Annotated in this window: 9 protein-coding genes; 3 read left to right on the forward strand and 6 right to left on the reverse strand. The window is 59.8% G+C overall.

The window, feature by feature from the left end:
- Positions 1-190: 190 nt before the first annotated feature.
- From B3Q33_RS14270 to nirB, 4 genes are read right to left on the reverse strand one after another with little or no spacing between them, the layout of a single operon-like run.
- Positions 191-2,803, reverse strand: coding sequence for a nitrate reductase (locus tag B3Q33_RS14270; RefSeq protein ID WP_272963473.1), 2,613 nt, complete (start codon positions 2,801-2,803; stop codon positions 191-193).
- Positions 2,800-4,032, reverse strand: a complete 1,233-nt coding sequence (locus B3Q33_RS14275) for an NAD(P)/FAD-dependent oxidoreductase (RefSeq protein ID WP_272963472.1) — start codon at positions 4,030-4,032, stop codon at positions 2,800-2,802. Before B3Q33_RS14275 ends, B3Q33_RS14270 begins: the two co-directional genes overlap by 4 nt.
- A 22-nt stretch (positions 4,033-4,054) precedes the next feature.
- A complete protein-coding gene (gene nirD, locus B3Q33_RS14280; protein ID WP_035247378.1) occupies positions 4,055-4,399 on the reverse strand; it encodes a nitrite reductase small subunit NirD in 345 nt (114 codons plus the stop codon).
- 2 nt (positions 4,400-4,401) lie between these two features.
- On the reverse strand, positions 4,402-6,930 hold the full coding sequence (gene nirB, locus B3Q33_RS14285) for a nitrite reductase large subunit NirB (protein WP_272975364.1): 2,529 nt from the start codon (positions 6,928-6,930) through the stop codon (positions 4,402-4,404).
- A gap of 322 nt (positions 6,931-7,252) precedes the next feature.
- Between nirB and B3Q33_RS14290 the strand changes: the two genes are divergently transcribed.
- Positions 7,253-8,722, forward strand: a complete 1,470-nt coding sequence (locus tag B3Q33_RS14290; protein WP_035247372.1) for a NarK family nitrate/nitrite MFS transporter — start codon at positions 7,253-7,255, stop codon at positions 8,720-8,722.
- A gap of 35 nt (positions 8,723-8,757) precedes the next feature.
- Entirely contained in the window at positions 8,758-10,470 is a 1,713-nt protein-coding gene (locus B3Q33_RS14295; protein ID WP_272963470.1) for a bifunctional protein-serine/threonine kinase/phosphatase, read from the forward strand.
- Between the two features lie 150 nt (positions 10,471-10,620).
- On the opposite strand, the gene B3Q33_RS14300 is transcribed toward B3Q33_RS14295, so the two are convergent.
- Both B3Q33_RS14300 and B3Q33_RS14305 read right to left on the reverse strand, forming a co-directional pair.
- Complete coding sequence (locus tag B3Q33_RS14300; protein ID WP_272963469.1) at positions 10,621-11,172, reverse strand: DUF1285 domain-containing protein; 552 nt, start codon at positions 11,170-11,172, stop codon at positions 10,621-10,623.
- The gene (locus B3Q33_RS14305) at positions 11,169-11,804 is read right to left on the reverse strand and encodes a TetR/AcrR family transcriptional regulator (RefSeq protein WP_084573453.1); all 636 of its coding nucleotides are present in this window, start codon (positions 11,802-11,804) and stop codon (positions 11,169-11,171) included. Before B3Q33_RS14305 ends, B3Q33_RS14300 begins: the two co-directional genes overlap by 4 nt.
- Positions 11,805-12,013: 209 nt before the next feature.
- On the opposite strand from B3Q33_RS14305, the gene B3Q33_RS14310 reads away from it, so the two are divergent.
- Positions 12,014-13,120 carry an aminotransferase class V-fold PLP-dependent enzyme gene (locus tag B3Q33_RS14310; protein WP_035247367.1) on the forward strand — a complete coding sequence of 369 codons (1,107 nt, stop codon included), beginning with the start codon at positions 12,014-12,016 and terminating at the stop codon, positions 13,118-13,120.
- Positions 13,121-13,129 lie beyond the last annotated feature (9 nt).

A 13,129-nucleotide genomic window follows, 5' to 3' on the forward strand; every position in this document is an offset into this window, starting at 1 on the left:
CGCCTGCGGCTAACCCACCCTACGTTTCTAACTCACCTTATAAACCACACGAAATTGTAGGGGATATGGCTTGTTGCGGGCGGCCGAAACTGGCCTTTAAACAGATTCGCAAAGCCACCGCTTTTCCTCAGTGAACTCTGTGGCCTCTGTGGTAGAAAAATGAATTTCCTGACGCCATCAACGGTTGCCGTCAAACGCTGCAGGTTTCCAGCAGCCCACGCAGTTCCGGAATGCAGGAGCCACAGTTGGTGCCGGCCTGGCAGCATTTACCGATGGCCTCCACGCTGTCGGCGCCCTCTTCCACTGTCGCTTCGATGGTCTTCTGGCGTACCTGGAAGCAACTGCAAATCACCGGCCCCAGATCCGGGCCGGCATCCACAGGCTGCCCGGCGAGCAACGCCAGGTGCTGAGTGTTCGCCTCATCGGCGAAACAGTTCGCCAGCCACTCCACGTCGCATAACGGCAGCTCCTCGCCAATGGCCAGCCAGGCCAGCAGGCGGCCCTCGCTGTCCAGGGCGGCTCGTCGAAAGTGTCCGCTGGCGGGGTCGTTCAGTGCCAGCCACTGGGCGGCTTCGGGCATCCAGTCGTGAAGCTGTTGTTCGGTTAGGTCCGCATCGCCGGCCAGCCGATAACGTTGTACCTGGCCCGTCTGCAAAAATGCATCAACGGGAACTCGGGCCCAGTACTCCACGGCAGGAGGGGGTGCCACCGTGAACAACCAGCCATGCCAGCGGGGTTGCCAGTCGCTGACGTTGACCGGCGTATGCTTGAACGCCGGCTGGCCGGAATGCGGATCCAGACGTGCCGGTACCAGGGCATCCACCCGGGCACGGCGAGAAAACTGATCGGTCCAGTGCATGGGCATGAACGCAGTGCCGGGGCGTTGCCCGGCATCACTGGTTACCCGCACCAGGGCGTCACCGACCTTGCTGGCAAGGCGCACGAAACCGCCCTCCTTCAGTCGGTAACGCTCAATGTCCTTGGGGTGCAACGCGGCAAAGGGTTCGCTCAGGTGGGCAAACAGACGTCCGGCGCGACCGGTGCGTGTCATGGTGTGCCACTGGTCGCGAATACGACCGCTGTTGAGAATGATCGGGAAGGCATCGCCGATCTGACGCACCCTGGGATTCTCGCAGGCAACAAAACGGCCACGGCCATTCGGTGTGGCGAAGCATCCGTCACCAAAGCAGCGAGGGTCCCCTTGCAGCGGCCACTGTTGCGGCTGCCACTGCTCATACTGGTCGGCGCTCAGGTCCGCAGCAGCGGTCATATCCAGCCGCTTGCCAAATCTGCCCGCCAATGCGGTGAGCGCCGAGTACTCGGCAAAAATCTCGTGTTCGTGCTGATAGGGAAACGCGGAGGCGTAGCCCATGCGACGGGCCACTTCGGTAACAATCCACCAGTCCCCTTTTGCGTTGCAGGGGGCTTTCACAAAAGGACGCTGGCGCGATACACAGCGTTCGGAGTTGGTCACCATGCCGGATTTTTCACCCCAGCCCAGCGCGGGCAGACGGATATCGGCACAGGCCAGGGTGTCGCCGCTGGCCACGCAGTCGGACACCACCACGGTGTCGCAGGCCATCAGTGCATGCCGCACCCGGTCCGCTTCTGGCAGGGAATCCACCGGATTGGTGGCCATGATCCACACCGCTTTGACCTGACCGCTTTCCACCGCATTAAACAGGTCCACAGCGGTGAGGCCGTTTTCTTTCGCCAGAGATTCGGTCTGCCAGAAATCCGCCACGGCGGCATGGTGTTCCGGATTATCGATATCCAGGTGCACGGCAAGCTGGTTGGCCAACCCACCCACTTCACGCCCGCCCATGGCATTGGGCTGACCGGTGATGGAAAACGGGCTGGCTCCGGGCTTGCCCACCCGGCCGGTGGCCAGGTGGGCGTTGATGATGGCGTTGCCCTGATCAGAACCGTTGCGGGCCTGATTCACGCCCTGGGAAAATACGGTAACGGTACGCTCGCAGGCGGCAAACCAGTGATAGAAGGTGGTCAGATCTACCTTGCTCACGCCCATCTGCTCGGCCAGCGCGTCCCAATCATTTCCCTGCTGACGCGCCGTGTTCAAAGTGGCGTCGAAACCGTCGGTATGGGCATCGATATAATCCTGGTCCAGCGCGCCGTGATCATCCAGCCAGGTGAGCAGACCGTTGAACAAGGGCACATCCTGCCCCGGGCGAATGGCCAGGTGCAGATCGGCCAGATCACAGGTGGCGGTGCGGCGGGGATCAATGACCACCACTTTCATGTCCGGACGCGCCTGTTTGGCGGCGGCAATACGCTGATAGACGATGGGGTGCGCCCAGGCGGTATTGGAACCGGTGAGAATCACCAGGTCCGCCAGCTCCAGATCTTCATAGCAGCCGGGCACCACGTCTTCGCCAAAGGCGCGCTTGTGGGCCACCACCGCGCTGCTCATGCACAGACGGGAATTGGTATCGATATTGGCGCTGCCAATAAACCCTTTCATCAGTTTATTGGCCACGTAATAGTCTTCGGTGAGCAGCTGGCCGGACACATAGAAAGCCACCGCATCCGGGCCGTGTTCATCGACAATACGACGGAACCGGTCGGCCACTTCATCCAGGGCGCGATCCCAGGGAACTACCTGCCCATTCACTTCTGGCTGCAACAGGCGATCCTGATCGCCCAGGGTTTCCAGTACCGAGGACCCTTTCACACACAGGCGCCCGGCATTGGCCGGGTGCTGCTTGTCGCCCTGCAGTTCGATGCCATCGGTTTTGATACCGCAGCCCACGCCGCAGTAAGGACAGGTGGTGCAAATACTCATGCGGCAATTTCCTCCTGCTGGTCGCCACCATTGCCGGGCAGATTGCAGAAGGCTTCACCCAGTAACAGGGTGGCGCGTACCGCACTGATGTCGGTCTGGTTCCGCCACAGGTTTTCAAAGAAAGCGCTGTCGCCCACATCGCCGTACAACACCATGCCGACGATGCGGTTGTCGCGGATCTGCAGCCGCCGGTAACTGCCGGGTAACTCCAGCTGCAGGGTGTCGCCATCGCCGGAGAAATCACCAAAGGACACCAGATCAATACCGGAAATTTTCAGCCGGGTGGCGGTGTCCGCATACAGATAACGACGATGGCCCAGCTCGGCCAGATGACTGGCACACACGGAGGCCTGTTCATACAAGGGCGCCACCAGACCGAAGGTGCGCTGGCGATGCTCCACGCATTCGCCAATAGCGTAGATGGCAGGGTCGAAGGTTTGCAGGGTATCGTCCACGCGAATGCCCTGGTTGACGGTGAGGCCGGCCTGGGCGGCCAGCTCGGCGCGCGGCACGATGCCCACCGCCTGCACCACATAGTCGGCAGGCAGGCGCTGTCCGTCGCCCAAGTGTACGGCAGCGACACCGCCGTGACCGTTATCTTCGATGGATTGGGTGCGCGCCTGCATGGCGAATTTCAGGCCCCGGGCTTCCAGATCCTGTTGCAGGCGATGGCCTGCCGATTCATCCAGTTGCTGGTTAAGCAGGTGCCCACGGCTGTGTACCAGAGTCACATCGTGCCCCTGTTTCACCAGCGCATCGGCTGCCTCCAATCCCAGAAAGCCACCACCCACGACCACTACTCGGGCAGCCGGCAGCGACAATAATGTTCTGACGTCATGCAGGTCCCGAAAACTCATGACGCCTTTCAATGCCACGCCGTCCACCGGTAACTGGCGCGGGGCTGCGCCGGTGGCCAGCAGCAGGCGGTCATAGCCGAGCACGTGACCCGCCGCGGTGATCACCTGACGACGATGACGGTGAATCTCCACCACCGGGGAACCGGTAATCAGACGAATATCCCGGTCGCGATACCACTGGTGGGGATAGGTGGTAATGGTCTGTTCGTCGGTGCCGCCACCCAGCAAGGGCGACAGCATGACCCGGTTGTAACCGGCAAAGGGCTCCTCCCCTACCACCGTGATCTGATAGAGATCCGGCGCCAGGCGGGTGAGCTCTTCCAGCAGGCGGCACGCCGCCATGCCGTTACCAATTACCACCAGTCGCTTCATTACTACATCGCCCTTGCGGTATTCAGGCCGGGACGGCCAGTTTGATCAGGTCGCCTTCCACCTGTACCGGATACACCGTGAGGGAGACGGCTTCGTCTTCCAGGCACTGGCCGGTTTCCAGATCGAAGTGCTGCTTGTAGATCGGCGAAGCCACCACTCGCTTGTCGCCCATCGAGCCGAGGATGCCCCGGCTTAGCACATTGGCCTGGCTGAACGGGTCGCGGTTATCCAGGGCGTAGAGGCTGCCATCGCTGGTGCGGAACAGGGCCGCCTGGCGACCGGGCAGGCGCACGCCAACCCCGGTGCCCGGCAGCACATCATCAAGCTTGCACACGGCTTTCCATTGCACGGCTACGGAACTGTTCATGCTTATGCCTCCTCGACCAGTTCGATACGTTCATGTTCAAAGGCCGGACGACGCTGACCGCGCTCGCGCACGTATTTCAGGTTGTCGTCGGCGCTGTCATCGTTGACGAAATGCTTGAAGCGTTTCAGCGCTTCATCGTCTTCGATGGTGGTCTTCCACTCACACTGGTAGGTGTCGATCACATGTGCCATTTCCGCTTCCAGCTCGGCACCGATGCCCAGGGAATCGTCCAGAATTACCTGCTTGAGGTAATCCAGACCGCCTTCCAGGTTTTCCAGCCAGACGCTGGTGCGCTGCAGGCGATCGGCAGTCTTGATGTAGAACATCAGGAAGCGATCCACGGTCTTGATCAGCTGTTCGTCGGTGAGATCCGAAGCAAACAGATCCGCATGGCGGGGGCGCATGCCGCCGTTACCGCAGACATACAGGTTCCAGCCTTTCTCGGTGGCGATGACGCCCACATCCTTGCTCTGCGCTTCGGCACACTCTCGGGTACAGCCACTGACGGCCATCTTGATCTTGTGTGGGCTACGCAAGCCCTTGTAACGCTCTTCCACCTGAATGGCGGTGCCTACGGAATCCTTCACCCCGTAGCGGCACCAGGTGGAACCGACACAGGATTTCACGGTACGCAGGGACTTGCCGTAGGCATGGCCGGTTTCAAAACCGGCATCCACCAGGGTGCGCCAGATATCCGGCAGCTGCTCAACGCGGGCACCGAACAGATCCACCCGCTGACCGCCGGTGATCTTGGTGTAAAGGTCGTATTTCTTGGCCACTTCGCCTAGCACGATGAGTTTGTCCGGGGTGATTTCACCGCCGGCCACACGGGGTACCACAGAATAGGTGCCGTCCCGCTGCAGGTTGCCCAGGAAGTAGTCGTTGGTGTCCTGCAGGCCCGCGTGGGGCTTGTTCAGCACATAGTCATTCCAGCAGGATGCCAACACCGAGGCCGCGGTGGGTTTACAGATATCACAACCTTCACCGCTGCCGTGTTTTTCCAGCAGCTCATCAAAGGTGGTGATCTGCCCTACCCGTACCAGGTGATAGATTTCCTGGCGGGAATAGGGAAAGTGCTCGCAGAGGTGGTTGTTCACTTCCACGCCACGTTTTTCCAGTTCGCTGTCCAGCACCTGTTTCACCAGCGCCGAACAACCACCACAGGTAGCCGAAGCCTTGGTGCAGGATTTCAGATCACCCACGGTCATGGCGCCATCATCAATGGCGGCACACAGGTCGCCCTTGGAGACGTTATTACAGGAACAGATCTGGGCGGTATCGGGCAGAGCATCGGCGCCCAGCAGGGGCGCACCATCGGAAACCGGGGCGACCAGTGCCGCCGGATCACCAGGCAGGTCCATCTCGTTCAGGCACAGCTGCAGCAGGTTGCCGTAATCATTGGCATCGCCTACCAGCACGGCGCCCAGCAGTTTCTTGCCACATTCGCTGATCACCGCCTTCTTGTAGATGCCGACGGTCTGATCCATGAACACGGTACTGCGTGAACCCGGAGTGTTGCCGTGGGCATCACCGATGGACGCCACGTCCACGCCCATCAGTTTCAGCTTGGTGCTCATGTCCGCGCCCAGGAATTGTTTTTCCTGTTTGCCCATCAGGTGCTCGGCGGCGATCTCCGCCATCTGGTAACCCGGCGCCACCAGACCGAAGATGCGGCCTTCCCACAACGCCACTTCACCGATGGCATAAATGCTGTCATCCGAGGTGACACAGTGGTTGTTCACCACGACACCGCCACGCTCGCCCAGCTCTAGCTCACAGGCGCGGGCCAGTTCGTCCTGGGGACGGATGCCAGCGGAGAACACGATCACATCGGTTTCCAGGTAATTGTCTTCACCGAAGTTCATCCGGTGTTTGCAGGTTTCACCGTCAACAATGTCTTTGGTGCCGGTGCTGGTGTGCACGGTGACACCCAGTTCCTGAATCTTGTCCTTGAGCAGGCCGCCACCAAAGTCGTCCACCTGGACAGCCATCAGACGCGGGGCAAATTCCACCACATGGGTTTGCAGGCCCAGATCATGCAAAGCCTTGGCTGCCTCAAGACCCAGCAGGCCGCCCCCCACAACGGTGCCCACTTTGCCGTCTTTACTGGCAGCGATCATGGCATCCAGATCATCGATGGTGCGGTACACAAAACAGTTGTCTCGATCATTACCGGGAATCGGCGGCACGAACGGATAAGACCCGGTGGCCAGTACCAGCTTGTCGTAGTTCAGCGTTTCACCGGTGTTGGTAGTAACGGTGCGCGCACCACGATCAATGACATCCGCCTTGGTATTCAGCTTCAGGGTAATGTCGTGCTCGGCGAAGAACCCTTCAGGCACCAGCGACAGGTCGTCGGCGGTCTTGCCGGAAAAGTAGCTGGTTAGCCCCACGCGGTCATAGGCCGGCAGTGACTCGGCGCACAGTACGGTAATTTCGAAGTGCTCGCGGCCACCCTGGGCCACCAGAGACTCTAGATAACGTTGGCCCACCATGCCGTGGCCAATAAGTAGAAGTTGTTGCTTTGCCATAAGGCTCACCCTCGCGGTGCATAACTGACACCCATCACTGAGCAAGGCCTGTGCCAACTTGCTAACTCATTATTTTTAATAGATTTATTTTGTTTTTTCGGCAATAACCACAGAACTCCTGCTTTCTTTTAATGCGTTCGTGCACGAGAAAAATGCATTTTTTCGTGCACCGCGATGACCCATAAACGCTCCCGATTTGCGCACGGTTATTGCCCTTCTCTCGATTTCTCTCCGTTTAATCGATTTAAAACAGTCACTTAGCAAGGTGGCACAGGAGTTGCCTAGACCACCCTGTCGTTAACCGCCCATGCATGGAGAAGTCATGAGCGATCAAAAGCTGAATCTGTTGAATCTTTCCGCGCCACGCATCCGCCTGTTACACCTGAGCTGGCTGGCGTTCTTTATTACCTTTGTTGTGTGGTTTTCCCATGCGCCATTAATGGGGCATTTGCGCGAAGCCTTCGACCTCACCCCGGAACAGATAAAGGCGTTGCTGATTCTCAACGTGGCGCTGACCATTCCGGCCCGGGTGGTGATCGGTTCCCTGGTGGATCGCTTTGGACCCCGGCTTGTGTTTGGTTCTCTGCTGATGCTCGCCGCCCTCCCCTGTTGGGCTTTTGCGCTTTCCACTACCTATGAACAACTGGCGGTGACCCGTCTGCTGATGGGCTTTGTGGGTGCCGGTTTCGTGGTGGGCATCCGCCTGATCAGCGAATGGTTCCCGGCCCGGGAAGTGGGCCTGGCTGAAGGCGTCTATGGTGGCTGGGGCAACTTCGGCTCTGCGGCCGCGGCGATTACCCTGCCTTCACTGGCTCTCTTTTACGGCGGCGATGACGGCTGGCGCTGGGCCATTGCCACTACCGGCGCCGTTTCCTTTCTCTACGGGATTTTCTTCCTGTGGCGGGCACGCAACACGCCCCAGGGCGCGTCCTATTTCAAGCCGAAGAAAGCCAGCGCGCTGGAAGTGAGCACCAGGAAAGACCTGTTCTTCTACCTGGCCATGAGCCTGCCTTTGTATATCGCCCTGCTGGTGATCGTCTGGCGCCTGGGGCCCACCAATCTGAATCTGTTCGGCCAGACCACACAGATTCTGTTGGCCGCACTGATTATCAGCCTGGCGGTGGTACAGCTTGGTCAGGCCTGGCGAGTAAACCGTGAACACCTGAAAGAAGGGGTTCCCGAGCACGACCGCTACAGCTTCAAGCAGGTAGCCATTCTGGATCTGGCGTATATGGTGACCTTCGGCTCCGAGCTGGCGGTGGTGTCCATGCTGCCACTGTTCTTTACCGATACCTTTACCCTGTCGGCAGTCACTGGCGGCCTGCTGGCCTCCGGCTATGCCTTCATGAATCTGGTGGCTCGCCCCGGTGGTGGCTGGGTCTCCGACAAGTTCGGACGCAAGAAATCATTGGCGATTCTGCTCTGCGGTCTGATGGTGGGTTACGGCCTGATGAGCCAGATAGGCAGTAGCTGGCCCATTGCCCTGGCGGTGATTGCCACCATGTGCTGTTCTTTCTTTGTGCAGGCTGGCGAGGGGGCGGTATTCGCCACCGTGCCGCTGATCAAGCGACGCCTTACCGGTCAGATCGCCGGCATGGTGGGCGCCTACGGTAACGCCGGTGCGGTGATCTTCCTGACCGTGCTGACCTTTGTGGACCCGTCCACCTTCTTTCTGGTGATTGCCGCCAGCGCTGCCGTGGCCCTGGCCGCCGTGCAGTTCCTGGATGAACCCAAAGGGCACATTGCGGAAATTGATGAGAAAGGCGACGTTCAGCTCATCGAGGTGGGCTGAGTGTTTTCGGCAGGTCATACACAGGAGCTTTGATCATGGATGTTGCCAACGTTACGACCGAGGACTCGGCCATTGCCACCGAGCCGGACCTGCACCCGCAGGTTCGCATCGGCCAGTACAGCGATGCCGGGCCCAAGCTGCACAATCAGGATGCGCTGGCCATGCAGATTCCTGATGGCCCATTGCTGCGTACCAAGGGCATCGTTGCCGCCCTGGCTGATGGGCTGTCCAGTGCCGGTGCAGCCCGGGAGGCAGCGGAATCCTGTGTGCTCGGATTTATCAACGACTACTATGCAACGCCATCGCTATGGAGTGTGCCCCGCTCCGCACAGCGGGTACTGGAAGCCCTGAACCGCTGGCTGTGCCGGCAGACACTGGCCGGGGAAAGCCACCTGTGCACCCTGTCCCTGCTGATACTGCGCTCGCGTACTGCCCACCTGTTCCAGGTAGGCGATTCGCGTATCTGGCGACTGCGTAATGAACGTCTGGAATGCCTCACCCGGGACCACAGCCGCATGATCGGCGGCGACCGCCAGGTACTCACCCGGGTCATGGGCGGCGACACCCGACTGGATGTGGACTACAGCCGCAGTGATTTGCAGGTGGGCGATGTATTTCTGCTCACCAGCGATGGCGTGCATGGTTTCCTGTCCCGTTCGCGCATGCAGGGCATAGTGCGTGCCAGTGGCCAACCGGAAATGGCTGCCCGCAGTCTGGTGGAAGCGGCCCTGGCCAGCGGCAGCGATGACAACCTGAGCTGTCAGGTGCTGCAGGTGGATGGCCTGCCCGACGCCAGCGCCGACGAAGCCCTGCGCCAGCGCGGCAGCCTGCCCCTGCCCCCGCCACTGAGCCCGGGGGTCCGGGTTGACGGTTTCACCGTACAGCGGGAGCTGTATGCCAGTGTGCGTAGCCACCTGTATCTGGTGGAGGATGAAAACGGCACGCAATCGGTACTCAAGACACCGTCGGTGAATCTGGAAGACGACCGGGACGCGCTGGAGCGGTTTGTCATGGAAGGTTGGGTCGGTCAGCGCCTGCGCAATGCCCACCTGCTACGCACCCTGCCCCAGCCGGACAATCCCAGCTGCCTGTATCAGCATCTGGAGTTCATCGACGGCGTGACGCTGCAACAGTGGCTGAAGGAACACCCTGATGTGGCGGTGGAAGAAAAACTGTATCTGGCGGATCAGCTACTCAACGGTATCCGCGCCCTGCACCGCGCCGATGTGATCCACGGCGACCTGAAGCCGGACAACATCATGGTGGATACCGACGGGCTGGTCCGCATCGTGGATTTCGGCAGTTGCCATTGCCGGGGCATGGAGCAGCACAATGCGGGCATTCCCCTCGGCACCCGGGATTACAGCGCTCCGGAACTGCTGGATGGCGCTGCCCCCAGCGAACAGAGTGATCTGTTTTCCGCGGCGGTGATCATCCATGAAATGCTCACCGGTTCGCTGCCGTGGCAGGGCCGCTACGAAAAATCCGCCCATCGCCCCCTGCCGCCACTGCAGAGACACAACGCGTTCGTCCCGCTGTGGATCAACAACGTGCTGCAGCTCGCCTTGCAACATCAACCCAAACAACGCTTCACCGACGCCGCCGAATTCCGCGACGCCCTGCGCCGCCCGATGCGCAGCAGCAAGCCGGCCATCGACAACGACATCCGGCAACTGCGCATCTGGAAAGGGATCAGTATTGTGCTCGGGGTGTTGTTGTTGATTAGCATTACAATGAGGGGAAATTGATAATTGAGAATGGATAATTGATAACGCGCGATCAGGGTTATTCTGGTTTTCAAGCAAAGAGGCCGCGCCCAACATTGGGCGCGGCCTCTTTGCGTTAAGATGCGAAGGAGTTTCTCGCGAAGTTATCAATTATCCATTCTCAATTATCAATTACCCCAGGCTTCCCAACTCAAAGCGCTGACCATCGCTCTCCACAAACAGCTTCCCATTTTCCTCAAACGCCCAGTCCACCAGCTGATAGAACGCGGAGCGCCCGATAAGGGCTTCCAGGTTTTCGCGGACCAGCAGATACGGGGACGGCTCGCCGGTTTGTGGGTCGGTTTCCACGCGTAAGGGGTGCTTGTCACCGGCCACCACGTGACTGCCCACATTGGTGGTGAGGACCAGTTTATTCACCCCGCCCTCTTCCAGGCGCTGCACTTCCACCGCCACAAAAGGGGCATCGTCCACCTGGATGCGCAGCTTTTCCACAGGGGTGATCAGGAAGTAGTCATCGCCTTCGCGCAACAGGATGGTGGAGAACAACGCCACCATGCGTTCACGCTGGATGGGGGAATTCTGGTAGTACCAGGTGCCATCCCGGGCGATCCGCATGTCGATATCCGCATGCCGCTCCGGCTTCCACTGGTGCACCGGCGGCAGGCCGCTTTCATCCTTGCCTGCCTTTTCCAGTAATGCCAGCAGTTCCTCCGCCTGTTTCATCGTGGCCCCCGTTGCCCCTTGTTGCCCATGCGAATGCCGATCTCGATCAGGAAATGCAGGAAGTCATCCTTGTCGTCGATCAGCTTCTGGTAGAACGGGGATTCCATCAGGGCCACCGCACCATGGGCCAGCGCCCAGGCGGAGCAGATGTGATAGATCGGGTCCACGTCTTCCAGTGAGCCTTCGGCAATACGCGCCTTGACGATATCGGTGAGGCGGGCAAAGTTGGCTTCGCGAATGCGATGCAGCTTGTCCACCAGTTCCGGCAGGGCATGGTCCTTGATCACCTTGTTCTCAAGGCGGTCGAACAACTGGTAACGCTTGGGATCGGAGATCCGGAAACGGAAGTATTCCCGTGCCAGCCGTTCCTTGTCATCGCCGCCGGAGATGGTCTGGAATACCTCGGCAAGATCCTCCTCATAACGGAGCATCAACAGCAGATAAATCTCGTTCTTGGTCTCGAAATGCTTGTAGATGGTGCCTTTGCCGATACCGACCCGGTCAGCAATCATTTCCACGGTCACGCGGTCTTCGCCCTCTTCCAGGAACAGCTCAAGGGCCGCATCCAGAATCTGGCGCTCCCGTTGACGAAATTCCTGCGCCTTGCGCGTGGCTTTTTCCAGGTCACCCATCTATTTCTCCTTAAGCCCGGCATAACGGACGTGAACCAGGACTGAACAGTCGCAATTCTAACGTATTCCCTTTTTATAAGCATGCAGCAGGGTTCACGATGCAATTGCTGCTATGGTAAATAACGCGGCCACGGCGCTATATACTTGCCACCACACCCTCCCGCGTTGCAACTTGTAGCTTGAAGCTTGTAGCTGTTAATGGAGACATCATGGCCCACCCGGAATTTCCCCACCGTGAAGACCTGCTTTATCTCAACCACGCTGCGGTGGCTCCCTGGCCCGCCCGTAGCCGCGATGCGGTCGCGGAATTCGCTCGCCAGAATTGTGAGATCGGTGCCCGTGATTACCCCCATTGGCTGAAAGTGGAACAGCGCCTGCGCGAGCGGCTTTCCTGGCTGATTGGCGGGGTCAGTATTGATGAAATCGCCCTGCTGAAAAACACCTCAGAAGGACTGTCTGTGATTGCCCAGGGTATTGACTGGCAGGCCGGCGACCAGATCGTGATCAGCGATCAGGAGTTCCCCTCCAACCGTATCCCCTGGGAAGCTTTGGCGGATCAGGGCGTGGAAGTGATCGCCGTAAGCCTGGATACGCCTGAACCGGAACAGGCGGTGATCGATGCGCTGGGACCTCGAACACGACTGGTGTCCCTGTCCGCAGTGCAATACGGCACCGGCCTGCTGATGGACATGGCGCCCATTGGCGCCGCCTGCCGGGAGCGAGAGATCCTGTTTTGTGTGGACGCCATCCAGATCCTCGGCGCCCTGCCCTTTTCCGCGGAACAGGCCAAGGCGGATTTTGTGGTGGCCGACGGTCACAAGTGGATGCTGGGCCCTGAGGGGCTGGCATTGTTCTACTGCCGCCAGGCGGTACAGGACAAATTGACCCTGCGCCAGCACGGCTGGCATATGGTGGCCAATGCCGGCAACTACACCACCACCGACTGGCAAGTGGCCAATAATGCCCGTCGTTTCGAATGCGGCAGCCCCAACATGCTCGGCGCTCATGCCCTGGAGGCATCCCTGTCCCTGCTGGAAGAGGAAGGCATGGCGCAAGTCGCCGAGGCCCTGCAGGATCGCGTCCAGCGGCTGATCGACGGCCTGCGGGAACGGGGAGCCACTCTGCTCAGCCCGGTGGACCGGCAGCGTCGGGCCGGAATTGTTACCTTTACCCTGCCTGATGAAACGCCGGCAGACACCTTTCAGCGTTTACGACAGGCTGGCGTGGTCTGTGCAGAACGGGGTGGCGGGGTCCGTTTTTCGCCGCATTTCTATACTGACCATTCGGTCATCGACCGGGCCCTGGCCCTGTTGTAAGCTCCGGGT

The sequence above is a fragment of the Alcanivorax sp. UBA3183 genome, assembly GCF_002364155.1.
Taxonomy (GTDB): Bacteria; Pseudomonadota; Gammaproteobacteria; order Pseudomonadales; family Alcanivoracaceae; genus Alcanivorax; species Alcanivorax jadensis.

Excerpts from the sequence above, each read along its gene's own strand:
- B3Q33_RS14270 (WP_272963473.1), bottom strand. The coding sequence starts at position 2,803 with ATGAGTATTTGCACCACCTGTCCTTACTGCGGCGTGGGCTGCGGTATC.
- B3Q33_RS14275 (WP_272963472.1), bottom strand. The coding sequence starts at position 4,032 with ATGAAGCGACTGGTGGTAATTGGTAACGGCATGGCGGCGTGCCGCCTG.
- nirD (WP_035247378.1), bottom strand. The coding sequence starts at position 4,399 with ATGAACAGTTCCGTAGCCGTGCAATGGAAAGCCGTGTGCAAGCTTGAT.
- nirB (WP_272975364.1), bottom strand. The coding sequence starts at position 6,930 with ATGGCAAAGCAACAACTTCTACTTATTGGCCACGGCATGGTGGGCCAA.
- B3Q33_RS14290 (WP_035247372.1), top strand. The coding sequence starts at position 7,253 with ATGAGCGATCAAAAGCTGAATCTGTTGAATCTTTCCGCGCCACGCATC.
- B3Q33_RS14295 (WP_272963470.1), top strand. The coding sequence starts at position 8,758 with ATGGATGTTGCCAACGTTACGACCGAGGACTCGGCCATTGCCACCGAG.
- B3Q33_RS14300 (WP_272963469.1), bottom strand. The coding sequence starts at position 11,172 with ATGAAACAGGCGGAGGAACTGCTGGCATTACTGGAAAAGGCAGGCAAG.
- B3Q33_RS14305 (WP_084573453.1), bottom strand. The coding sequence starts at position 11,804 with ATGGGTGACCTGGAAAAAGCCACGCGCAAGGCGCAGGAATTTCGTCAA.
- B3Q33_RS14310 (WP_035247367.1), top strand. The coding sequence starts at position 12,014 with ATGGCCCACCCGGAATTTCCCCACCGTGAAGACCTGCTTTATCTCAAC.